The sequence below is a fragment of the Oceanobacillus profundus genome (genome assembly GCF_003515705.1).
Taxonomy (GTDB): domain Bacteria; phylum Bacillota; class Bacilli; order Bacillales; family Amphibacillaceae; genus Oceanobacillus; species Oceanobacillus profundus.
Map to the genome: position 1 here is coordinate 119,159 of NZ_QWEH01000008.1, position 23,170 is coordinate 142,328.

The 23,170-nt window shown below is 37.2% G+C and carries 22 protein-coding genes; 6 read left to right on the top strand and 16 right to left on the bottom strand.

All coding sequences use genetic code 11. From position 1 onward, the window contains the following. Positions 1 to 13: 13 nt before the first annotated feature. Positions 14 to 2,038, bottom strand: coding sequence for a penicillin-binding transpeptidase domain-containing protein (locus D1B32_RS13060; RefSeq protein ID WP_187393156.1), 2,025 nt, complete (start codon positions 2,036 to 2,038; stop codon positions 14 to 16). 37 nt (positions 2,039 to 2,075) lie between these two features. Further along, positions 2,076 to 2,993 (bottom strand): class A beta-lactamase, encoded by a 918-nt coding sequence (gene bla, locus D1B32_RS13065; protein WP_187393160.1) that lies wholly within the window; start codon positions 2,991 to 2,993, stop codon positions 2,076 to 2,078. Positions 2,994 to 3,308: 315 nt separating this feature from the next. On the opposite strand from bla, the gene D1B32_RS13070 reads away from it, so the two are divergent. Together D1B32_RS13070 and blaI are read left to right on the top strand one after the other, a co-directional pair. Beyond that, entirely contained in the window at positions 3,309 to 5,078 is a 1,770-nt protein-coding gene (locus D1B32_RS13070; protein ID WP_118889621.1) for a BlaR1 family beta-lactam sensor/signal transducer, read from the top strand. A gap of 67 nt (positions 5,079 to 5,145) precedes the next feature. Beyond that, a complete protein-coding gene (gene blaI, locus D1B32_RS13075) occupies positions 5,146 to 5,526 on the top strand; it encodes a penicillinase repressor BlaI (RefSeq protein WP_095306918.1) in 381 nt (126 codons plus the stop codon). Positions 5,527 to 6,083: 557 nt separating this feature from the next. On the opposite strand, the gene D1B32_RS13080 is transcribed toward blaI, so the two are convergent. Continuing rightward, positions 6,084 to 6,854, bottom strand: a complete 771-nt coding sequence (locus D1B32_RS13080) for an HAD-IIB family hydrolase (protein WP_118889622.1) — start codon at positions 6,852 to 6,854, stop codon at positions 6,084 to 6,086. Between the two features lie 86 nt (positions 6,855 to 6,940). Here D1B32_RS13080 and D1B32_RS13085 point away from each other — a divergent pair, with 86 nt between their 5' ends. Continuing rightward, positions 6,941 to 7,639 (top strand): Crp/Fnr family transcriptional regulator, encoded by a 699-nt coding sequence (locus D1B32_RS13085; RefSeq protein WP_118889623.1) that lies wholly within the window; start codon positions 6,941 to 6,943, stop codon positions 7,637 to 7,639. Between the two features lie 349 nt (positions 7,640 to 7,988). Here the strand turns inward: D1B32_RS13085 and D1B32_RS13090 are convergent, their stop codons facing one another. Beyond that, positions 7,989 to 8,555, bottom strand: coding sequence for an NADPH-dependent FMN reductase (locus tag D1B32_RS13090; RefSeq protein ID WP_118889624.1), 567 nt, complete (start codon positions 8,553 to 8,555; stop codon positions 7,989 to 7,991). Between the two features lie 12 nt (positions 8,556 to 8,567). Beyond that, positions 8,568 to 9,626: an LLM class flavin-dependent oxidoreductase gene (locus D1B32_RS13095; RefSeq protein ID WP_118889625.1), complete on the bottom strand. Its 1,059-nt coding sequence runs from the start codon at positions 9,624 to 9,626 to the stop codon at positions 8,568 to 8,570. Positions 9,627 to 9,788: 162 nt separating this feature from the next. Here D1B32_RS13095 and D1B32_RS13100 point away from each other — a divergent pair, with 162 nt between their 5' ends. Further along, on the top strand, positions 9,789 to 10,139 hold the full coding sequence (locus D1B32_RS13100) for a winged helix-turn-helix transcriptional regulator (RefSeq protein WP_095306924.1): 351 nt from the start codon (positions 9,789 to 9,791) through the stop codon (positions 10,137 to 10,139). A 49-nt stretch (positions 10,140 to 10,188) separates the two neighbouring features. On the opposite strand, the gene ku is transcribed toward D1B32_RS13100, so the two are convergent. Beyond that, a complete protein-coding gene (gene ku, locus D1B32_RS13105) occupies positions 10,189 to 11,025 on the bottom strand; it encodes a non-homologous end joining protein Ku (protein WP_118889626.1) in 837 nt (278 codons plus the stop codon). Positions 11,026 to 11,129: 104 nt separating this feature from the next. On the opposite strand from ku, the gene D1B32_RS13110 reads away from it, so the two are divergent. Together D1B32_RS13110 and D1B32_RS13115 are read left to right on the top strand one after the other, a co-directional pair. Then, positions 11,130 to 12,929 (top strand): DNA ligase D, encoded by a 1,800-nt coding sequence (locus tag D1B32_RS13110; protein ID WP_118889627.1) that lies wholly within the window; start codon positions 11,130 to 11,132, stop codon positions 12,927 to 12,929. A gap of 103 nt (positions 12,930 to 13,032) precedes the next feature. Beyond that, complete coding sequence (locus D1B32_RS13115) at positions 13,033 to 13,467, top strand: DUF2383 domain-containing protein (protein WP_118889628.1); 435 nt, start codon at positions 13,033 to 13,035, stop codon at positions 13,465 to 13,467. Positions 13,468 to 13,518: 51 nt separating this feature from the next. Here D1B32_RS13115 and D1B32_RS13120 read toward each other — a convergent pair whose 3' ends face one another. The 10 genes from D1B32_RS13120 to bcd all read right to left on the bottom strand — a co-directional run bounded on the left by D1B32_RS13120 (position 13,519) and on the right by bcd (position 23,107). Next, positions 13,519 to 13,944, bottom strand: coding sequence for a YugN family protein (locus D1B32_RS13120; protein WP_095306930.1), 426 nt, complete (start codon positions 13,942 to 13,944; stop codon positions 13,519 to 13,521). Positions 13,945 to 14,075: 131 nt separating this feature from the next. Next, positions 14,076 to 14,231, bottom strand: coding sequence for a DUF1540 domain-containing protein (locus D1B32_RS13125; RefSeq protein ID WP_095306931.1), 156 nt, complete (start codon positions 14,229 to 14,231; stop codon positions 14,076 to 14,078). 177 nt (positions 14,232 to 14,408) lie between these two features. Beyond that, positions 14,409 to 15,401, bottom strand: a complete 993-nt coding sequence (locus D1B32_RS13130; protein WP_095306932.1) for an aromatic acid exporter family protein — start codon at positions 15,399 to 15,401, stop codon at positions 14,409 to 14,411. 98 nt (positions 15,402 to 15,499) lie between these two features. Next, a complete protein-coding gene (locus D1B32_RS13135) occupies positions 15,500 to 15,931 on the bottom strand; it encodes a BrxA/BrxB family bacilliredoxin (RefSeq protein WP_095306933.1) in 432 nt (143 codons plus the stop codon). 104 nt (positions 15,932 to 16,035) lie between these two features. Further along, a complete protein-coding gene (locus D1B32_RS13140) occupies positions 16,036 to 17,286 on the bottom strand; it encodes a dihydrolipoamide acetyltransferase family protein (RefSeq protein WP_118889629.1) in 1,251 nt (416 codons plus the stop codon). A 21-nt stretch (positions 17,287 to 17,307) separates the two neighbouring features. Further along, positions 17,308 to 18,291 carry an alpha-ketoacid dehydrogenase subunit beta gene (locus tag D1B32_RS13145; protein ID WP_095306935.1) on the bottom strand — a complete coding sequence of 328 codons (984 nt, stop codon included), beginning with the start codon at positions 18,289 to 18,291 and terminating at the stop codon, positions 17,308 to 17,310. A gap of 18 nt (positions 18,292 to 18,309) precedes the next feature. Further along, complete coding sequence (locus D1B32_RS13150) at positions 18,310 to 19,305, bottom strand: thiamine pyrophosphate-dependent dehydrogenase E1 component subunit alpha (RefSeq protein ID WP_118889630.1); 996 nt, start codon at positions 19,303 to 19,305, stop codon at positions 18,310 to 18,312. A gap of 70 nt (positions 19,306 to 19,375) precedes the next feature. After that, positions 19,376 to 20,797 carry a dihydrolipoyl dehydrogenase gene (gene lpdA, locus D1B32_RS13155; RefSeq protein ID WP_118889631.1) on the bottom strand — a complete coding sequence of 474 codons (1,422 nt, stop codon included), beginning with the start codon at positions 20,795 to 20,797 and terminating at the stop codon, positions 19,376 to 19,378. Between the two features lie 15 nt (positions 20,798 to 20,812). After that, positions 20,813 to 21,898, bottom strand: a complete 1,086-nt coding sequence (gene buk, locus D1B32_RS13160; RefSeq protein ID WP_095306939.1) for a butyrate kinase — start codon at positions 21,896 to 21,898, stop codon at positions 20,813 to 20,815. Between the two features lie 114 nt (positions 21,899 to 22,012). Beyond that, entirely contained in the window at positions 22,013 to 23,107 is a 1,095-nt protein-coding gene (bcd, locus tag D1B32_RS13165) for a branched-chain amino acid dehydrogenase (RefSeq protein WP_095306940.1), read from the bottom strand. Positions 23,108 to 23,170 lie beyond the last annotated feature (63 nt).

Genomic DNA, 23,170 nt, shown 5'->3' on the forward strand with positions numbered 1-23,170 from the left:
TTTATATTCATTTCTAATCATTTTGGATCGTTTCAAAGATATGTTTTACTTTCGGGATCACATAACCACTGCCACCCCTTCCTTTGACATCCTCAACCATCATCGTTAGCAATAACGGAGAATCCTCCTCTGTCGTAAAACCGATGAACCAGCCATTCTCTGACCCGCTTTCATCACCTTTACTTGCTTTAATTTCTGCAGTACCAGATTTACCGCCGATTGTCATACCAGGGATACGGGCACGATACCCTGTCCCATCTGGATCTTCCACAACTTGAATTAAACTTTCCTTTATAAGCTCGGCTATACCGGCTTCAATCAGACTCTTTTTCCAAACAGTACGTTCTTCTGACTCAAGCAAATGTGGATATAATAAGTCACCTTGGTTTAAATAAGGTGTATAGGTTAGAGCAAGATGAAGTGGGCTCATCATGATTTCCCCTTGGCCATATGCTGAATCTGCAAGCTGTACTTCACGATCAATCCCATTATTAGAAAGGGTTGATGGCGCAATTGGAAATGGAATTGGCAGCTTTTCATCGAAACCAAATTTATATACTTCATTTGAAAATGAATCTATTCCCATTTCAAGTGCTTCTTGAGCAAAGTAAATATTGTCGGAATAAACAATTGCATCACGCAACGTTACTAATTTTTTATCGTGAACACGTGTAACATAATAGTCACCCCATGAATCATCCTTCTTCCAATGCTTACCTACAATTTTTCGAACTTCTTCCTGACTTGTAACACCAGTCTTTAATCCTACTGCAGCTGTAGTCGTCTTAAAGACAGACCCGGGAGAATAACGATTCGTAAAACGATTCAGAAATGGTTTGTTGGGATCTTCACTCCATTGCTTCCATTGCTTATCTGACAAACCTCTAACAAAAGTGTTCGGATCAAATGAAGGCGTACTGACTAAGGATAATATGGCACCTGTTTTAGGATCCAGTGCTACAGCCGCACCCGCGTCTTCCTTCAACTGTTCAAAAATTTCAAACTGCAGGGCTGCATCAATTGTTAATTCAATATCCTCTCCAGGGATTGCCTCTTCTTTAGCAAGAGTTTCTTTAAAACTTCCATCCGAACGCTTGATATAGATATGTCCTCCGTCTTTTCCTCTCAATCTATCTTCAAAAACTTTTTCCAGTCCACTATTCCCAACAACGTCTCCTGAAGCATATCCTTCTTGTTCTAATTCGCTTAGTTGATCAGCGGTAATTTCCCGAACATATCCAGTTATGTGGGCCGCTGATTCTCCAAATGGATATGTGCGAACTGTCTTTTCTTGTATTTTCACCCCGGGAATTTCTAAAAATGCATCCAGATTTGTTTCTCCCATCGGCAGCGTAACTAGTGGCACAAATACATCAGGCTCAACCCATTCTGCCTCTAGCTTGTGCTCTATCTCATCAATCGAAATCCCTAACAGCTTAGCTATTTTTGCCTTGGATGTTTTAGGTTCATCACCAAGTTTACTTGGAACAATACCGATCACATCAGCATGGTCATTGATAGCCACGCCGCTGCCATTACGATCGCGAATTTCCCCTCTAGAAGCCTTTAGCGTTTGAACTCCCACTTTATCGCCATCTTCGAGTGAGGGAAAAATAAGAGATGGATTCCAATCAACAAACCATTCTTGCTCAGAATCCCCTTTTTCTTTAATTAAAGTCGCTTGATGTGTAAATTCAATAGGTCCAACGAATGTTTCCATTTTTACCTTATAATCATAGCTGACAGAGGATTTATCTTGCTGCTTTTTGGTGTTGTTTGAATCAACTTTTGTATCAACTTGCAACTTGTTCATTTCCATTCCTTCGTAAATATTTTCATACCTTTCCACAAATTCCTTCTGGCTGATTTCTGCTTTTGCTTCCTTAGAAAGACTTTGATACATTGCTGCAAAATTCATCTCCTGCCAATTGGAAAGATAGGCATTAAAAATTTCTTCTGGTGTTTCCTTATTGGAACAGCCTGTCACAAAGACGATGATTGTAAAAATCATCGTCAATCCCAGCCAGAAATGTTTCAACTTTTTCAATCCCTTCCATAACTCTTTGTTAAAAAGGTTATTTAAGCGCATCTACTGTAATTTCAGTTGCTTGCTTTATCAAATCATCATTATATTCTGCGTCTTCTGTATCACGGTTTGAAAGAATTGCGATGACAATAGGTTCTCGATCAGGCGGCCATACAATCCCAATATCATTTCGAGTTCCATATCCTCCTGCGCCGCTTTTATCACCAACTGTCCAATCTTCAGGAACCCCAGCACGGATTAAAGTATCACCCGTAGTATTCGTTTTGAGCCATTCCAGTAGCATATCTTGCTTAGACTCAGATAGTAACTGATCATCAAGTGCGAAAGCTTGCAGGCTAGTAGCAAGTGCCTTAGGAGTACTTGTATCACGAACATCTCCTGGTTTTGCTTCATTTAAATTTGTCTCTGTCCGATCCGAATTTATAACGTTATCCCCTATTTCCCTCATTGCTTTCTCAAGACCATCAGGACCACCTAATTCATTAAATAATAAATTACCAGCAGTATTATCGCTGTAACGAATAGCCGCTTCACTTATTTCCAATAAGTTCATACCAGTATCAACATGTTTCTCTGTGATTGGTGAATATGTTACCAAGTCATCTTCCGTATAAGTAACCGTTTCGTTTAATTCCTCAAAGGAGTTCTGCTTTAGCACCGCTCCTGCAGCTAATGGTTTAAATGTAGATGTATAGGCAAACCGTTCATCGGCTTGATAATCAATAATTTTTCCTGAACCAGTGTCAAGCGCGTAAACACCGAGCTTCGCATCAAACTCCTTTTCTAATTGGGCGAAATCATTGTCTGTTGTCTGATTGGTTTCTTCGTTATTGGATTGAGACATTGACTCGCTTGAATCCGTTTCTTTTGCACACCCAATTAGTGCAACCATTGCCATTAAGCAAATTGCTAGCATGAATTTGCTCTTCCCCATGCTGTAAACCATACTGAATCTCTTCTTCAAAATAAACCCTCCTTAAAATTCAACTTGTAGACTACAAGTGTAATACAATACTACATTTGTAGTCATTCTGTTGTCAATTATTTTTTTAATCCATTTTTTTACATTGATAATGCTAATTTGGAATGTTAGAATCATAATATTACATTTGTAATATTAACTTGGAACAGAGTGCGCTGAATTGTTGATAAAGTCATTCTGGGTAATCCCCTTCTTAGCTGAGTGTTAAAGTTTACCTTATATGTTTTAGCCCTAATGCTTGATAACTTACTGGATACGTCAGAATTGAGGTCGAAAGCTATGTTCTTTACTAATTTTGTAATAAGTTTTATCCTATCTACTTTTACAATTGCAGTAATTATGCTGATTAAAAAGATATTCCAAAAGCAGCTATCAGCAAAATGGCATTATAATCTATGGTTTTTGTTATTATTCGCGTTAGCTATTCCATTTTTACCGCAAAATCTCATTACGTTTGATAGTCATTTTATTTCACTGGATTCCATTCAAGGTAATGCTACTAATCACGGCACTGATCTTGGAGAAGCGGAAGCTGAAAGCGGAAATTGGATGAATGATTTTTCTGTATCTGTCAATCGCTCAAGCCCTGATTTCTTAAACGTCATCTTCGCTTGTTTATGGATTGCAGGAATACTATTCATGGGCATCTTAACCATAAAATCCTGGTATAAGCTAAAGACTATTAAAAGCACAACACAGCCCATTAAAAATAAAGAACTTCTAACGCTATTTGAACAATGTAAGCAGCATTTAAATATATCTAAGCCTTTTTTTCTTAGAGAATCTTCATTAAACAAATCTCCGATGGCTTTTGGTTTGTTTAAGTCCTATATTGTATTACCAACCAATTTAGATAAATGGCTCTCTACGGAAGATATAAAATACATTCTTCTGCACGAATTAAATCATTTTAAAAACAAAGATGTCTTGACCAATTACTTCGTTATCCTTTTCCAAATCTTATACTGGTACCATCCACTAGTTTGGTATGCCTTTAAAGAAATGAGATTGGATCGTGAGATTGCATGTGATATTGCTGTGTTAAATTCAATGGGCGAACACTATTCCGTAAATTACGGAAATACAATCTTAAATTTTGCCGAGAAAACTTCACACTTAAAAAATCTGGCTTTGGCAAATCACTTAAATGGATCAAAGAAGCAAATTAAAAAACGTATTATCAAAATTGCTGCATTTACAAGAGAGTCTAAACTGCTGAAACTAAAAAGTGTACTCATTTTTCTAATGGCTGGGATAATCATATCGTGTCAGTTGCCATTTGTTTCCGCTATGACAAGCAGCGATGATCAATACGAATTTAATCACCAGCGTGTGACTTACGAGGATCTTAGTGCATATTTTGAGGATTATGAAGGCAGTTTTGTATTATATGATGCACAGGCTGACAGATATAGTATCTATAATGAAAATCAAAGTACATTAAGAGTTCCTCCAAATTCAACTTACAAAATTTATAGTGCATTGTTTGGTTTGCAGGCAAATGCCATAACAAGTGAAAATTCTACCATCAAATGGGATGGCCAGGACTATCCTTTTGATTCTTGGAATAAAGATCATAATTTATCTACAGCCATGTCAAACTCAGTAAACTGGTATTTTAGTGAGTTAGATAAAACAATGTCACTTGATGATATCCAAGAGAATTTAAAAGGAATCCATTACGGAAATTACGACGTATCTGGTGGCAGAGAACAATTCTGGATAGAATCATCCTTAAAAATATCTCCAGTTGAACAGGTTCAATTATTAACAGCATTTTATTTCAATGAATTTGGGTTTGATGAGAAGAATGTGCAAGCTGTTAAAGATTCGCTGCGAATAGAGGAATTAGACGACTTCTATTTATCCGGGAAAACTGGTACTGGTACGGTCAATGGTAAAAATATTAATGGTTGGTTTATCGGTTACGTAGAAAAAGGAGAAAATATATACTTTTTTGCTACAAATATACAAAACGAAACGGATGCGTCTGGAAGTGCAGCTGCAGATATTACATCATCAATTTTAAACGATAAAGGCATCTATTAAGAATCAATTACGATTTCACCTTTAATCAAAATACTTTACAACAAATATGATCGGGAGGTTAGTAGCAGTGTCTAAACATATACCTAATATCTCAGAAGCAGAATGGGAAGTCATGAACGTGCTCTGGGAGAGAGCACCGCAGACAGCGAATGAAGTGATAGCCTCTTTACAGGCAAAAACGGACTGGAAACCGAAAACTGTACGTACGCTTCTTGATCGTCTTGCGCAAAAAGAAGTGGTCGGTATTAATAAAAATCAAAGAATCTATACTTTTTATCCGATTTATTCTCAGGAAGAATGTCAGCGAGCTGAAGCACATTCTTTTATTAAGCGAATCTATGGCGGAACGGTAAAATCGATGCTCGTTCAGTTCATGGAACAAGAATCTTTGTCTGAAGAGGATATTAAAGAATTGAGGACTATTTTGAATAAAAATCAAAAAAAATAATGTTAAAATAGCTTCATTCTGTGAGGTGTCCCTAACAGAATGAAGCGCAAAGTTAAAGAATTTACTCGGTTTCCTGTACAGTTTCCAGGACTTTAAATGTATCAAGCCCCTTCGAATAGTTCAACTTGTGCATAAGACTAGTATCAATCTCTTGTAATATACCCGAGCCCGTAGATATTAACTATTCTCGTTCATAAGTATCGACCTAATGACCTTTTATTTATAGTAATTATTGATAACGAAGTATATAGACCCGAGGAATTTTATACTAAATCAGTTTAATTGATAATCACCTTGAATAATTGATAATAGCGTCATCAATAAATTCAATCATGTCATTGGAAATATAAGAAGATAATACTTAGGGCTCATTTAGGCGGTTGCAGCAACAATCAAAATTGGCAATATACATAATGCCGTATGCTTAACTTGGAAGACACAGCTGGTACAAAAATGGCAATGGAACCCCTCTATTATAGGGTTTTCTCCATTAAATCTTACCTGTTTAAAGAGTAAGATTTGGTGGTTTACTAGCCTAAGTTAATTCTCTGTAAACGCTATATTTGTAACATATGTGGGCTTGCTAGCTTATCTAATCTATTTATTATTTTGCGTTCTATATCCTGTTCGATGAATAATTGCTCTGATGCAAATGGTTTTAACTGCTGATTATCACCTATCATTACAGTATGACCAGCATGCTGAAACATCGTTCTATCATTCGAATCATTACCAAATGCGATGTATTCCCTTTCTTTCACTCCCAACTGTTGCAAACCGCTCCATTTATCTATACCTTCAGGGCTAATATCGAAGATGCCCTCATCTCCATGGATGTGCACAACCACCTTCATTTTACTAAGTCGTTTCAATACTTCTTTTCTATCATCTGATGTAAGTATTAGTATCTTTATAATGGATGATAACTTATGTAATTCAACGTTCTTAGCTCGCTTTAGTGGATCCAGATTATTTAATATTGGATGGTCAGTTGGTCCAGTGTAAGCATAGTCCCATTCACTATCAATTAAATAAGTGATGTTAAATGCTTCTAGTAAGCGGCCCGTAGCTGCCATTGTTTCTTCACTAAAACATATGGTTGAAATGATTTTTCCGTTTGCTGCAACCATAGATCCATTCCCACCAACCATGGGGTAATGATGAAAACGCTCATGCAAGATAGGCAGTAGATCTCGTATTGGCCTGGCTGAAGCAAAAATAACTTCATGCCCTTTTGCTTTTAGATCTTCTATCGATGTGAGTAGATTTTCTGAGACAGGCTTGCCGTGAAAGCAGATTGTCCCATCTAAATCGAATACAAATTTCATTTTATCCCTTCTTTCTTCATTTATTGTCCATATTATCAGTTTATCTTATAATGAAAAGGACATATGTCCCAAAAAAGGAGATTTTCATGCGAAATATTCAAGATTCAGAGTTATTGGAGAAATATTTAGAGGAATTTCAAATTAATAGAATGTTTCATCAATCAAAACAACTGCCATATCATATGCAGCAATATCATTCAGGGGAAATTATACGCTTTGAAGGGATGGAAATGAATTCCCTATTATTCTTAGTCAATGGTAAAGCTAGAATAACATCAAGTATTGAAACCGGAAAAGCACTGTTATTACGTTTTATTTATCCCCTTTCTGTTATTGGTGATATTGAATTAATTCGAGATGTTCCTGTTCAGTCACAAGTTCAAGCTGTCGATGAATGTTTAGTGATCGGCATTCCTTTTGATTACATCAAAAAATATGAAATAGACAACCCAAGACTTTTACATATGCTTTTAGAACATGTAAGTTTTAAACTTCAAACATGTACAACAGCTTCTCGTGTAAATTTATTAGCATCTGTTGAAAACAAGTTTGCAAGTTATCTAATGTCTACGCTGTCTCCTGATGCGGATAACGAATTCGGGATCGAATTACAGACCTCGAGCGTTAAAGAAATAGCCAGTTTGCTAGGTACGACTTATCGACATCTCAACCGTGTAATAGCTTCTTTAATCGAGCAAGGTATTATTGAAAGACAAAAAAACTCAATTCAAATATTAAACTGGAAGGAATTAGAAAAGGCAGCAAATGGAATTCGGTATAAATAAAGTATATAACACCTGAATGAATAATAAAGAATAAGATTTCTTCACGTACCTAGATTCACTTTGGATTATAAAGTAATAAAAAAGATAAGTCCTCCTAGTAAAAACAGCCAAATCATTATGTTGCTTCTTCACCAGAAATTTCTGAAATCCTCCGTGACCACACGCATTTCTAAAAACAGATCTGTTTCATTGGTTTACGAAAAATTTATGATTTCTAGAATTTATCATTTCAAATGGCACACTTATTTTACTACTTAATAATATTTTTTTGATTCTTTATTGCAAATTTTTCTAGATAATAGAAAAAGCCGCCTTTTTTTAGACGACTTTGAAAAAATAAGTAACCGGCTTAAAATCCATAAGCTGCTTCTTTTTCTTTACGGATTTTAATATAGGTCTCTGCTAGTAAGACTGTATCTTCAATTAAGCGATCGATTCGAAATAACACATCATCACTCGTTATTTCGTTTCGATAAAAATCCTTCTCCTCTATAAATACATACTTTTGGACAATTTGAGCTTGCATGTATGCAAGTATTGGTTTTAATTGCTGTTCTGCAATTAAATAATGCTTGGAAGAACCTGCTGTAACAAGCAGACTGACTATTTTATCTTGAAATGCGTTTATCGGCAGTAAATCAAATATATTCTTTAATGTAGCTGGGATTGATGCTTGAAAGATTGGCGTTCCAATTATGATAATATCTGCTTCCATGATTGTTTTTGCTACATACTTCGTATCCCCTGCATATTCTAAATAGTTACGTCCGTCACTAAACTGAATATCATAGTCAGCTAAATCAATCAGTGTCACATCCGTTTCTGGAATTTTATCGTTTATTGATTTCACTGTGTAATTCATCGCTGTTTTTGTTTTCGTACCAACTTTTGAGCCGGATAAAGCAACAATCTTCACTTTGCTTCCCTCCTATTTTCTTGCTGTATGCTTTTTAATTGCCGGTAAAATTTCTGTGCCAATCAATTCAATGTTTTTCTTTAACTTTTCAAATGGCACGCCACCGAAATCCATTTGGCCAATATAACGCTGGTGACCAAACACTTCATGTTGATAAAGAATTTTCTCGATGATTTGTTGCGGGCTTCCAATATTCATAACGTCTCTTGGATCAGCCCCTTGAGCAAAATGCTGCTTTGGATAGCCTCGTCCATTCGTTAGCTTCATTCCTTCATTTATATAAGGATAATATTCTCTCTGAGCCTGCCCAGTTGTTTCGGCAGCATAGAAGAATCCTGCTGTTGATATCGGAAGCTCTGCTGGATCAAACCCGCTTTGACTCGCAGCTTCACGGAATGCATCAATCGATCGTTTGAAGCTTGTCGCTGGTCCTCCTAGCATAGCCAGGAACATCGGGACCCCTGCATATCCTGCCTTAATAGCACTGGCAGGTGCACCGCCTACTGCACGCCAAATCGGCAGGGAGCCGTCTTTCGGACGTGGAATTACCTTTGCGTTGTTTAGTGGAGCACGGAATTGTCCGCTCCAATTGATAACCTCATTTTTATTGATTTCAAGTAATAGTTCAAACTTTTCTTCATACAATTCTTCATAATCACGAAGATCATATCCTAATAAATCAAAAAGTCCTATTCTAGAAGCACGTCCTGCTATAATTTCTGCTCGCCCTTTTGAAATTAAATCAATCGTTGCAAAATCTTCATAAACACGAACTGGATCCAATGTGCTAATAATTGTAGAGGAACTAGCAATCTTGATCTTACTCGTCGCCTGCGCAATGGCCGCTAGTACAACTGAATGTGCCTGTGTTGTGAAATAATCCTGATGGCTTTCACCTACACTAAAAAAGTCAATACCTGCTTGTTCAGCAAGTTTCGCTAATTCAATAATTTCATGAATTCGCTGTTCTGCTGAGATTCGTTTTCCTGTATGTGGATCTGAAATATGATCGCCTAATGTGTATAGTCCAAACTCCAATCCTTTACTTGTATCGATACGGTAATTTTCCATACATACTTCAACCTTTCACTTCTAATGTCCTAATGCCTTCTAACAATGAAGAATCTTCTTCCATCACATTCTATATAATGCTATTATGTCTTATATAATGAAAAATTGTAAGTACGCACTTTAATGGTACATAGTATACTAAAAGATACTTAGGAGGATTACATGGAAAAGAAACCAGAACTTTGTCGTGTTGAAGACGCTTTAGGAATATTGGTTGGGAAGTGGAAACCAATTATTTTGTTAAATCTTTTACAAGAAGGAACAAAACGATTTAGCGAATTGAAGCGAAGTATGCCAGGAATCACACAAAAGATGTTAACGAATCAACTGCGGGAATTAGAGGCTGAGGATATTGTGATGCGTAAAGTTTATCCGCAAGTACCTCCAAAAGTGGAGTATTCCATTACAGAATATGGAAAAAGTTTAGAACCAATTTTAGAAGCAATGCATGAATGGGGAGTGAAACACACATTGCATAAAATGGAGAAAGAAAATCGAGAGAATATACAGTAATAAAGAATTGGTGTTTTCACATAAGATACCTCCAACAAGTGGAGATGTCTTATGTGGCAACCTTTTTCTTCGTTGTTGTTTTTCGCTTTGCTTGTTTTGGCTTTGGTTTGTCTTTTTTCGCTCTATCCAATGATGCTTGGAGTGCATCCATTAAGTTCGTAACATTATCTGGTACGGCTTTTTCCTTACCAGTAGCAGTCTGTTCATTGTTTTTCTTTTCTTCAATTAATTCCATTAAAGCTGTACGATAATCATCTGTATACTTCTCAGGTTCAAAGTCGTTCGTTAACTGATCGATCAACATTTTAGCCGTGTCTAATTCTTTCTTTACGATTTCAACCTCTTCTGGGATATTCGGAACATCCTGAACGCTTCTTACCTCATCTGGATAATGAATGGTCTCTACAACGAGTACATTTTCGTAAACCCGGATAATTGCAAGCTGTTCCTTTGCTCGAATGATCATTTTGGCAATCCCGATTTTCCCCGTATCACTCAGCGCGCTACGCAATAATCCATATGCTTTACCCCCTCCTTCATTTGGAGATAAATAATAACTCTTTTCAAAATAAATCGGATCAATATCCTCTAATTGGACAAAGTCAAGAATTTCAACAGCTTTGTCCTCTTGTTCTTTCTTTAAGGACTCTAGCTCTTCCTCATCTAAGATAACAAATTTATTTTTGGCATATTCATATGCTTTTACAATGTCTTCGTTTTTAACCTCTTTTTCACAGATGGGACACACTTTTTCATATTTTACTGGGGATTTGCATTCCTTATGCAGCTGTCTTAGTTTAATATCTTTATTTTCGGTAGCAGCGTGCATCTTTACGGGAATATTAACCAAGCCAAAGCTGATAGTTCCTTTCCACATCGTATGCATCGTAACAACCTCCTTTTTTCTTTAGTTTGCTGTTACTTTAAAATTCTATTCGATGGATTAATTTTCTCGAAATATGCCACTTTATGAATATGGAGGTGCTTCCAATGGATATTATGAAGCCTAGAATATCTTCTGAAATTCCACTTGGTGAAGATTGGATTTATGAGATGAAATATGATGGATTTAGATGCGTGTTTACATGGAGTGCGGATGGGACAATTACATTAGTGAGTAGAAATAATACAGATTTAACATTAAATTTCCCAGAGATAACTTCGTTTTGTAAGAAATTTTATCCAAGTATCAAATCTTCTTTACCCTTAACATTTGATGGAGAACTTGTTATCTGCAATACTGACTACCAAAGCAATTTTTCCCTGCTCCAAAAGAGAGGACGATTAAAGAATCAAGAAACTATCCAAAGTGCCGCACGTGTTCGGCCAGCTACATTTATTGTGTTTGATTTGCTGGTGTTAAGAGGGAACTCATATAAAGCCCAAAAACTTTACGTAAGAAAAAAAGCTCTTGAAGCTATATTCCGTAAACTGACTGGATCGCGTATACGACTGATCGAATCATTCCGTAGCGACGAGCTAATTACCACAATTATGTTTGATCAAAAAGCAGAGGGTATTGTTGCGAAAAGGAGAACAAGCACTTATCAAATTGGAAAGCGACATCATGATTGGTACAAAATTAAAAATTGGAGGGAAATTCAAGGATTTTTAACAGCATATGATATGAGCAACGATTATTTTGATATTGGTGTTTTTCATCATGAACAAATACGAACGATTGGTAAATGTAAGCATGGACTTGACGGAGAATCGTTTCAAACGGTAAAGCAATTATTTATGGCAAATGGGAAAAAACAAGGAAAACGTTATCTATTGCCTCCAGTCATTTGTGCTTCTATCCATACACTTGATTTATATAAAGAAGAGTTACGGGAACCTGAATTTGCTGATCTATTACCACAACGCAAACCGGAAGAATGTACGTTCGCAAACCTGGAGCTAGATTTAGCAATGTTTCCTAAGACAATTGATTTAACTAACACGAAAAAAATGCTATGGCCAACTGCTAATTTTTCAAAGGGGGATCTTCTTTTGTTCATGCGGGAAATTTCTCCATACATGCTCCCCTTTCTTCAAAACCGGGAACTAACGGTTATTCGGTGTCCGGATGGTATCGAGAAAGAACATTTTTTTCAGAAGCATTTACCGGACTATGCCCCTGATTTTATCACTTCTGTACCTTCTGGAGATGAACGGACATTTGTTTGCGATCGTTTAGATGCATTGATCTGGTTTGCGAATCACGGCGCAGTGGAATATCATATCCCTTTTCAGCATGTCAGGAGCGCTGTACCAGCAGAAATCGCTTTTGATCTAGACCCACCTGACAGAGAACATTTTCATTTAGCTATTCGTGCAGCCAAACTTATAAAATCTTTATTAGATGATCTAGATCTTATCTCCTTTGTTAAAACATCTGGAAACAAGGGTTTACAGATTCATATTCCATTAAGACCCGGAAGTATGACGTACGAAGAAACCGCAACCTTCACGAAGGCAATCGCCGTTACAATTGAGAATACGTATCCTAAATACTTTACAACAGAGCGAATGAAGAAAAAAAGAAAAGGACGTTTATATATTGATTATGTTCAACATGGCAAAGATAAAACGTTGATTGCACCATATTCCCCTAGGATGACAACAGAAGGGACCGTCGCTACTCCGCTGTTTTGGGAAGAAGTTAACGAAGAACTTTATCCAACCTTATTTACAATTGACAATGTTATGGAGCGAGTGCAACAGTTAGGTTGTCCATTTGATAATTATTTTGAAACGGCCATGATACAGAAGCTGTATAAAGTCTTAAATTTAGTGAGAGATTAGGAACTCACTTCATAAATTCCAATTGTATATAATTATGTATCTTACTCAAAATAAGGCTGAAAACTATCTATTTGGCAACTATATTAAAGGAGATTACATCAAAATGAACGATAAGGATATTGTTAAGGAATTAAATGCGTATTTACAAGGAGAGTATATGGGCATCCACGCATATGAGCATTACATTAAACATACCAATGACCCAAAACTTAAAAATGAACTGCAGCGTATTCAGCAAGAGCATAAACAGCATGCTGCAAAGACTGCCGAACAAATCCAAAATCTGGGTGGTAAGGCCGTAGAAGATAACGGAATGAAGTTATCTGTGCAAGAATTGATGTTGCGTATGAAAGATTACCCTGACTATAATGAAGGTATTATTAAAGGTGTACTTAAAGGACAAGAAATGGGTATTCACCAGGTGGAGGAAATTATCCGAGGAGATATGGACTCGAAAAGTCTCGAAATTGTTAAGCATAATTTAGATGAAGACAGAGCCCATATAAAACAATTAAACCAATTAATGATGGATGAATAGCGTAAACAGAAAAAATCGACCCTTTATTGGAGAGGGGCCGATTTTTTCATGTTAGGAAATTTGCAAGTCATTGATGGAGCGATAAATACGATGTACGTGTTGTTCTCCAGCTTCTTCCCACCTACTTTTATCTATTATGTTTCCATCCTTATCAATCGGATTTTGAAACTGATTGAACCCGGTAGTCGTTAATAATGAACTTTCGTCCCAATCTAGTCCTGTATTGACAACATGTTTGATAACATATGGTTGTCCAAATTCAATATATGCACTGGGACGATCTAATTCACCTTTCAAGACATTAAAGGGAATTCTGATGTAAATTGTTTCACCTGCTTCTCGACATAACGCCATATCAAACTTTCCATGATCATAGTCAAAATTACTGCAAAAGGTAAATCCATTCGTTTTAAATATTTTATGTACATCACCAAAGTATGCTTTCATTCCTTCAATTTCGGTTTGTAATTTAAGCATTTTAATTCACTCCTTTGGTGACTAGTATTCACTTTTTCATAATTAAGATACCTACAGATGGACAATTTTCTAGCAAGTAACCGGTCATATCATAATTAAAGGGCAACCATTATATTGGTTACCCTTTAAAATTAAACTTTTGGGACAAATGTTTTGCAATCTGTTTCCTCGCTATTTGAAGCTTCTTTTCCTTTACGATTAACAATATAAATCGCATTGGCATGACATCTGTTCCCAGGTCCCCAGTACGTACAGCTATTTACTTCACACAATACATCCTTAGCCATCAAAACCCACCTCCCTTATTTGTTATCATGAACAAATTCGAGTTATTCATGCTATTATCGCATATGGAAAAAACTAACGCTTCATAACACGAGATTTGTGTCATGAAGCGTTAAACATTAGCTTTCACATTGCTTTTTTGCCTTTATAATAATGATTGAAGGCCTGCAGCTTGCATGTTAATTTTTTGTCTTTTTTTGATTTTTCAAACGTTTAAACACATTAACATCACTTTCTTTATATTTCAACTTGATGATTAAGTAATCTTCAATTTCATGTAATAATTGGAATAAATTTGCCCTAGCTTCAAAATCCTCTCTGGTCTTAGGGAGTTCTTCCTCATTAATTTGGGATCGTAGTTCTTTTAATTGATCAAGATAAATAATTGCAGTATTTCCTGGATGAACATTTTTGGAAAGCCCTTCAAAAAATTCAGCAATTTTTTCACCAATTGGGTCAGCATCTGGTAGTCTCGACACAAGCGGAAGCATTTTTTTCAATAACTCAAATTGCCTAGTTCGCATTCGGAAATAATCTCGATATGGATGTTTATTTCGTAGTAAATGATTTTCTCTATCACGTTCTACTAGCGTATTCGCTTCTAGTAAAATATCCTCTGATTCCGCAAGTTCGTCTCCTTTCCAAGTCGTATGCTTATATCGAATGTACTGAGAGTATTCATATAAAATAATCGTGAAATTCTGTTCCAATTTTTGTTGTTTTTCTTTTAACGGTTTATCCAGGCTCGGCATATACAAATTTAATAAGAGCCCAACGCCAATACCAACAACAATTAATAGAAATTGATCGAATAGAGATGCCAATGTTATGGAGGAAGCACTGTATAAGTTTAAAATAACAACCGAGCTCGTTGCTATACCAGGAGTTACCTTAAGAAAAACAGTTGTAGGTATGAAAACAATTAACATAATACCGAGGACAAGAGGATGATAAGCGATCCACTCGAAGAAAATGTAAGCATATAGTGTAGCAATGATACATGCTATAAACCTGTGCAAAGCGCTGTAGTAAGATCTCTTTCTAGAGGGCTGAATACACAAGATAGTTAGAATTCCAGCTGATACAAAGTTCGTCAAGCCTAATAGCTGAGCAATAGATATAGCTAAAGGTGTACCAATAGCTGTTTTAATCGTCCGATAGCCAATCTTCATTTTTCATACTCCTTGAAAAAATTAATCTGTTCAGCTGATTTCAAGTTATAAAAAAGAGACTGACTTACATGACAGTCTCTTTTTTATTCTAAAATCAATTAAAGTTCAGTACAATGCTCATCAAAAATTGTTTGTAATTTTGTAGTTACTTCCATAGGGCTATGACCCTCGATGTCATGACGTTCAATCATTGTTACAATCTTGCCATCCTTTAGTAAAGCAAATGAAGGTGAAGAAGGAGGATACCCTTCAAAGTATTCACGTGCTTTTTCAGTTGCTTCACGGTCTTGACCGGCGAAAACTGTTACAAGATTATCTGGACGTTTATCAAAATGAACTGAATGGGCAGCTGCCGGACGTGCAACTCCACCAGCACATCCACATGTTGAATTGATCATAACGAGTGTTGTTCCTTTTTCACTAAGTACAGCATCTACTTCCTCTGGAGTTTTTAACTCTTTATATCCTGCTTCGGTTATATCTTTTCGTGCAGCATCAACAACATCCTGCATGAATAAATTAAAATCCATTTAGCATCTCCATCCCTTTACGTTAATTTGTATAAATATTCTTCTTTAGCTTATCAAGTCTAGGCCTATTTTTCAATTTATAAATCTGAAGAAAGTATAAAGCATTAATACAAATTGATCGTATGCTCATTCATACTCTCAAGTATTTCTTTAACCCTTGATAAAAATCTGCCGCATACAAGACCATCTAAGATACGGTGATCCAACGATAGGGAGAGATTTACAATATCACGTGCTGCAAACATGTCATTAATAATTACTGGGCGTTTAACGATTGATTCTACCTGTAAGATTGCAGCCTGTGGATAGTTAATAACCCCCATTGAGGAAATTGATCCAAATGAACCCGTATTGTTAACAGTAAACGTTCCACCTTGCATATCCTGTGCAGTTAATTTGCCGTTTCGTGCTTTCATTGCAAGTTCATGGACATCTCGAGCAATTGCTTTAACTGTTTTTTCGTCTGCATGCTTAATAACTGGAACAAAAAGCTCGTTCTCTTTTGCCACAGCAATCGAAAGGTGAATATCCTTTTTCTGAATAATCTTATCGCCTGCCCACATGCTATTTAATTGAGGGTATTCTTTCAAGGCTTGTGCAACTGCTTTTACGAAAAAGGAAAAATAAGTTAAACTAAATCCTTCATCTTTTTTAAAAGCATTCTTGACTTTATTCCGATATGTTACAAGATCACTTACATCAACTTCAACAGTCATCCAAGCATGAGGGATTTCCTGTTTTGATTTGACCATATTTTCAGCTATTACTTTACGAACACCTTTGACAGGAATTTCAATATCACCGGCTTTCGTTTCTACAAATATGTCATTTTTTGTTTCATCTCTCGTGCTAGACGAACCTTGAATCGTTTCTTTCATTTCACCTATATCTGTTGGAATTTCACCAGAAGCAATTATTTTTTCGATGTCTTTTCTTGTAATTCTTCCTCCACGACCTGAACCTGTTACGTGTTCTAAATTAATATCGTTTTCTTGTGCTAATCGAAGCACTGCAGGAGAATAGCGTTTTTTCATCGAATCATCTACATCTGTTGGTTTGGAAGGCTCTGCTTCTGCTAGTTTGCTTTCAGTAGATTCGGTACGATTACTCGGTTCCTCTGTATCGATATAGCAAATTAACTCACCGACAGCAACCGTATCACCCTCGTCTGCAGTAAGCTCTTTGATTATCCCTGTATAGGAGGATGGAACCTCTGCATTTACTTTATCTGTCATTACTTCAGCAATTGGGTCATATTTAGTTACTTGATCTCCAACTTTAACGAGCCATGTACTAATTGTTCCTTCCGTTACACTTTCGCCGAGCTGGGGCATTGTAATTTTTTCAGTAGCCATTTGCTTCTCCCTCCTTCGTAATTAATATTCTGCTAAATCGCGCATTGCCTTTTCTACTTTATCCGGATTCATCATAAAATACTTTTCCATGGTCGGTGCATATGGCATTGCAGGGACATCAGGTCCTGCTAATCGATTAATTGGTGCATCTAAATCAAAAAGACAATGTTCAGCAATAATTGCTGCAACCTCACCAATGATACTACCTTCCTTATTGTCCTCTGTTATAAGTAAAACCTTACCAGTTTTCTTTGCTGCTTCAATAATTGCTTCCTGATCAAGCGGATAGACCGTTCGTAAGTCCAGAATATGCGCATTGATCCCATCTTCTGCTAGCTTTTCGGCAGCCTGTAATGCAAAATGCACGCATAAACCATAGGTAATGACTGTAATATCTTCTCCTTCACGCTTTACATCCGCTTTGCCAATCGGAAGCACATAGTCATCTTCAGGAACTTCACCCTTTAGTAAACGATATGCTCGTTTATGTTCAAAAAATAGAACAGGATCGTTATCGCGAATAGCCGCTTTTAAAAGTCCTTTCACATCATAAGGAGTGGAAGGCATTACTATTTTAAGTCCTGGCTGATTCGCAAATATAGCTTCAACCGATTGCGAGTGATAGAGCGCTCCGTGGACACCTCCGCCGTAGGGAGCACGAATTGTCATTGGTACACTCCAGTCATTATTTGATCGATAGCGCATCTTTGCTGCTTCAGAAATAATTTGGTTTACAGCAGGCATAATAAAATCAGCGAATTGCATTTCTGCAACAGGTCGCATTCCATACATGGCCGCTCCAATCCCAACACCTGCAATAGCTGATTCTGCTAAAGGAGTATCTAAAACGCGAGCTTCACCGAATGTTTCATACAAACCGTCAGTTGCTCGAAAGACGCCTCCTTTTTTGCCGACATCCTCACCTAGAATAAAAACCTTTTCATCGCGCTGCATTTCTTCTCTTAATGCAGTTGTCACTGCCTGAATATAAGACATTACTGGCATATTTGGTTCCCCTCCCTACTACTTTTCTTCATAAACATATTTAAGTGTATCTTCTGCTTCTGCGTAAGCCGCATTTTCAGCAAAATCAGTAGCTTCATTTATGATTTTTGTGATCTCATCATTCAAACGTTGTTCAACCGAGTCTGTCAGTATCTCATTTTCTTTTAAGTAGCTTGCAAACGTAATAACAGAATCATTTTTCTTAGCCTCTTCCACTTCGCCTTTCTCACGATACGTGCGATCATCATCATCACTTGAATGTGCAGTTAGACGATAGCAGACAGCTTCAATTAATGAAGGACCTTCACCACGAATTGCTCGATTTCGAGCTTCTTTCACCGCTTGATATACAGCTAATGGATCATTGCCATCAATGGTTACTCCAGGCATCCCATAGCCTTGTGCACGATCTGCAATATTATTACTTGCAACCTGGCGATCATATGGAACGGAAATGGCATATTTATTATTTTCGACCATGGTTATGACCGGTAATTTATGCACACCAGCAAAGTTCAATCCTTCATGGAAATCACCTTGGTTGGAGGAACCTTCTCCTAATGTAACGAAGCTGACAACATCTTTCTTTTCCATTTTCGCGGCAAGAGCGACTCCCACGGCATGTGGTACTTGTGTTGTAACTGGTGAAGAACCAGATAAAATCCGATTTTTCTTTTGACCAAAATGCCCTGGCATTTGTCTTCCGCCAGAGTTAGGGTCATCTGCTTTAGCAAATGCAGATAACATTAACTCCTTTGCAGTCATTCCAAATGCAAGGACAACACCCATGTCTCGATAATATGGTGCAATATAGTCTTCTTTCCTATTTAAAGCAAAAGCTGCGCCCACCTGTGCTGCTTCCTGTCCTTGGCAAGAAATAACAAATGGTATCTTTCCTGATCGATTCAATAACCACATGCGTTCATCAAGCTTTCTAGCTAAAAGCATCGTTTTATACATCTCTAAAACCTGTTCATCCGTTAAACCTAGTTCCTGATGTCGTTTTTTTGTCATACTTTTCCCTCCCTATTTTTTCCGAAATTTAATAAGTCACTTGCTTATTGAGCAAGAATTTGAATAGCTGTTACCCATGAATCTGTTCACCTTCTACAGCAAGTGCTGCTTCGCCAATAATCTCTGATAATGCTGGGTGAGGATGAATCGATTGTGATAGTTCCCATGGTGTTGCATCTAGTACTTTAGCAAGACCGGCCTCAGATATTAAATCTGTAACATGAGGGCCAATCATATGAATTCCTAAAATATCATTTGTCTTTTTATCTGCAATAATTTTCACAAAACCGTCTGATTCTCCGAATACTAATGCCTTTCCTATTGCTTTAAAAGGAAATTTACCAACTTTAATATCATACCCTTTTTCTTTTGCTGCTTTTTCAGTTAAACCAACACTTGCAATTTCCGGGCTGGAATAGATACACGTCGGAACATTTTCGTAGTTAATTGGGTATGTTTCTTTTCCTGCCATATGCTCAATAGCGACAATTCCTTCACGGGAAGCAACATGTGCGAGTTGCATACCTCCAATAACATCGCCGATAGCATAAATATGCGATTCTTTTGTTTGGAAATAATCGTTCGTTTGAATATAGCCATTACTGAGAACAATATCTGTGTTTTCAATTCCTATATTTACTGTATTGGCTTCCCTGCCAACTGAGACAAGCATCCTTTCAGCTTGGAGTGACTGTTTTTTATTATCTATTTCTACCTCAATGGAAATGCCTTGATCAGTATGTAAAGTCTCTGTTTGTATGTTTGCTCCTTTAATAAACGTAACCCCTTTTTTCTTAAGAAGTCGTTCAGCTTCTTTCGCAATTGCTTCGTCCTCTGTTGGCAGTATTTGATTCAGGTATTCAACAACTGTTACAGTTACGCCAAAATCTGTGAGCATGGACGCCCATTCAATTCCGATTACACCTGCGCCGACAATAAGAATTGAGTCTGGTAATTTTTCCATTTGCAGCGCCTCATCTGAACTCATTACGAAATGTCCATCTATTGGAAGTCCTGGTAAAGTCTTTGGCTTTGAACCTGTAGCAATTAACACATTTTTTGGAACGATCATTGTGTTTTCTTCACCATTCTCATGTTCAACAGAAATAGTACCTGGCATAGGTGAAAAAATACTTGGTCCAAGTATCCGTCCAAATCCATTAATTACATCGATTTTTCCTTTTTTCATTAAGCCTTGTACGCCTTGATGTAATGTGTTAATAATCGATTGCTTTCTTTCTTGTACTTTGCTAAAATTCAGAGCTATGCGTTCTGTTTCTACACCAAACAGACTTGCCTCACTTGTTTGTCTATATACTTCAGCGCTCCGCAATAATGCTTTGGATGGAATACAGCCCTGGTGAAGACATGTACCTCCAAGTTCACCCTTTTCAACAATCGCTACTTGCATCCCGAGCTGTGAAGCTCTTATTGCTGCAACATAGCCTCCTGTTCCACCACCTAAAACAACTAAATCATATTCTTTTGTCATCTTAAATTCACTCCTTTACTCGAGATTCGTATAGACCTTAAGCTGTTCTTCTCCTCGAAGCACACGTAACACACCTTCATTTAATGCCTGTAGTTCATTCTCGCCTGGGATTATAACCGTGTCTGCAATCCAATTGACTTGTTTGGTAATCGAACTGGTAAGACTTTCTCGATAAGCATGCTTTCCTGTGAAAATAATAGCATGAACATCACCACGCAAGACTGTACTCATTGCACCAATTTCTTTGGCAATCTGATATGCCATTGCTTCAAATACTTCTTTTGCTTTTATCTCACCTTGTTCAATTCTTTGTTCTACCTCACTTACATCATTTGTTTCAAGATGAGCCATCAGACCACCATGACCAACTATTTTTTTCTTCATTGCTTCATAGTTGTATGTTCCGGAAAAACAGAGTTCAACTAAGCCTCCAACTGGGGTGCTTCCTGCTCGATTCCAGGAAAATGGACCTTCTCCATCTAACCCATTGTTTACATCAATAACCATGCCCTTGCGATGTGCCCCTATTGTAATTCCTTCACCGATATGAGCAACAATCACATTGATATCCTCGTACTTCAAATCTAAGCTTGCAGCAGCTTTTCTTGCCGCTGCCTTATGATTCAATGCATGAAAAATACTTTTCCTTGGAATTTCGGGAATACCCGAGTATCGAGCAACATCATCAAGCTCGTCGACAACGACAGGGTCAACAATGTAGGCATCGATATTTAACCCCGATGCAATCTCAAATGCTATTATTCCCCCAAGATTTGATGGATGCTCACCGTTATAACCGGTTTTCAAGTCGTATAGCATGGCGGTATTTACTTGATACGTACCGCCTTCGATTGGTCTCAGCAATCCACCACGCCCACATACTGCATGAATTCTGGAAATATTAATTCCTACATACTTTAGCTGTTCAAGAATATCCTGCGTACGAAGTTTCGATTGTCCCATTACACGATAATGAGCTTCTAATTCTGCCTGCTGATGTACGATTGTTTTTTCTACGATGCATATTTCGTTATCGAAAACCCCTACTTTAGTTGACGTGGTTCCAGGATTTACAACTAATATTCGATACGTCTCTTGCAAAACCGGTCACCTCATTTAAAAACTTAGCGTTCGTTAATGGAATTCTTTAAAATATATTTTTTTCTTAGAATCCGTTATGTTGGATTACACTTCTTTGCTAAATGATTAAAACACTTATCTTCTACTTAATGTGTGATGTCCATTCCTTAAAAATTGACTTCTGGAATTTCGGAACGATTCGATTCTTTCTTCCGCCATACGATCAGCAGCCAAGTAGGTAGGAATATTATCACGCTTCGAAATTTCAAACACACGTTCAAGATTATCATAAATGGTTTCCACTTTTTTCATTGCACGTTCCGCATTAAAGCCCATTAATTCATCGGCTACATTAATTACGCCCCCGGCATTGATGACGTAGTCTGGAGCATAGACAATCCCTTTTTCATGAATGAGGTCGCCATGTTCCGTGGATTTTAGTTGATTATTTGCAGAGCCTGCAATTACTTTCGCTTTTAATCTTGGAATCGTATTGTCATTGATTGTTGCTCCTAACGCACAAGGTGTGTAGATATCACATGCAACATCATAAATATCATTAGGATCTACAGCCTTAGCTCCAAAAGCCTCGACAGCCCGGTTTACTGCCTCTTTATTAATATCTGTTACAATAAGCTGTGCACCGTCTTTATGCAAATATTCACAGAGCGCATATGCAACATTTCCAATACCTTGAACTGCAATTGTTTTTCCTTCTAACGATTCATCGCCAAAAGCTTCTTTCGCTGATGCTTTAATTCCTTTATAGACACCATAAGCAGTAACAGGTGATGGGTTTCCTGAAGCCCCTGAATAGGATGAAGTTCCAGTTACAAAATCTGTTTCCAAATGAATGAGATCCATATCTTGTACAGTGGTTCCTACATCTTCAGCAGTTATATACCGTCCATTTAGTCCTTGTATATAGCGACCGAAGGCCCGGAACATTTCTGGATTTTTATCTGTTCGTGGATCACCGATAATAACCGTTTTTCCTCCTCCTAGATCAAGTCCCGCTGCAGCATTTTTATAGGTCATTCCTCTAGCCAGACGAAGAGCATCTTCAATCGCTTCATCTTCAGAATTATATTTCCACATTCTTGTTCCGCCCAATGCAGGGCCTAATGTCGTATCATGAATAGCAATAATAGCTTTCAAGCCTGAATTTTTATCTTGACAAAAAACCAATTGCTCATAATCGTATTCTTCTAAATAAGTAAAGATTTCCATATAAATTCCTCCTATATTACCTAATTAAGCACTAATTTCTTAATCGCATATATTATTCCATCA

Bases quoted from the DNA above. Each gene is read 5' to 3' on its own strand.
- D1B32_RS13070 (WP_118889621.1), top strand. From the start codon at position 3,309: ATGTTCTTTACTAATTTTGTAATAAGTTTTATCCTATCTACTTTTACA.
- D1B32_RS13120 (WP_095306930.1), bottom strand. From the start codon at position 13,944: ATGCTTAAATTACAAACCGAAATTGAAGGAATGAAAGCATACTTTGGT.
- D1B32_RS13140 (WP_118889629.1), bottom strand. From the start codon at position 17,286: ATGGCTACTGAAAAAATTACAATGCCCCAGCTCGGCGAAAGTGTAACG.
- D1B32_RS13135 (WP_095306933.1), bottom strand. From the start codon at position 15,931: ATGGATTTTAATTTATTCATGCAGGATGTTGTTGATGCTGCACGAAAA.
- D1B32_RS13085 (WP_118889623.1), top strand. From the start codon at position 6,941: ATGCGAAATATTCAAGATTCAGAGTTATTGGAGAAATATTTAGAGGAA.
- D1B32_RS13130 (WP_095306932.1), bottom strand. From the start codon at position 15,401: ATGAAGATTGGCTATCGGACGATTAAAACAGCTATTGGTACACCTTTA.
- lpdA (WP_118889631.1), bottom strand. From the start codon at position 20,797: ATGACAAAAGAATATGATTTAGTTGTTTTAGGTGGTGGAACAGGAGGC.
- D1B32_RS13115 (WP_118889628.1), top strand. From the start codon at position 13,033: ATGAACGATAAGGATATTGTTAAGGAATTAAATGCGTATTTACAAGGA.
- bcd (WP_095306940.1), bottom strand. From the start codon at position 23,107: ATGGAAATCTTTACTTATTTAGAAGAATACGATTATGAGCAATTGGTT.
- D1B32_RS13095 (WP_118889625.1), bottom strand. From the start codon at position 9,626: ATGGAAAATTACCGTATCGATACAAGTAAAGGATTGGAGTTTGGACTA.
- D1B32_RS13100 (WP_095306924.1), top strand. From the start codon at position 9,789: ATGGAAAAGAAACCAGAACTTTGTCGTGTTGAAGACGCTTTAGGAATA.
- bla (WP_187393160.1), bottom strand. From the start codon at position 2,993: ATGGTTTACAGCATGGGGAAGAGCAAATTCATGCTAGCAATTTGCTTA.
- D1B32_RS13080 (WP_118889622.1), bottom strand. From the start codon at position 6,854: ATGAAATTTGTATTCGATTTAGATGGGACAATCTGCTTTCACGGCAAG.
- D1B32_RS13110 (WP_118889627.1), top strand. From the start codon at position 11,130: ATGGATATTATGAAGCCTAGAATATCTTCTGAAATTCCACTTGGTGAA.
- ku (WP_118889626.1), bottom strand. From the start codon at position 11,025: ATGCATACGATGTGGAAAGGAACTATCAGCTTTGGCTTGGTTAATATT.
- D1B32_RS13150 (WP_118889630.1), bottom strand. From the start codon at position 19,305: ATGACAAAAAAACGACATCAGGAACTAGGTTTAACGGATGAACAGGTT.
- D1B32_RS13125 (WP_095306931.1), bottom strand. From the start codon at position 14,231: ATGGCTAAGGATGTATTGTGTGAAGTAAATAGCTGTACGTACTGGGGA.
- D1B32_RS13145 (WP_095306935.1), bottom strand. From the start codon at position 18,291: ATGCCAGTAATGTCTTATATTCAGGCAGTGACAACTGCATTAAGAGAA.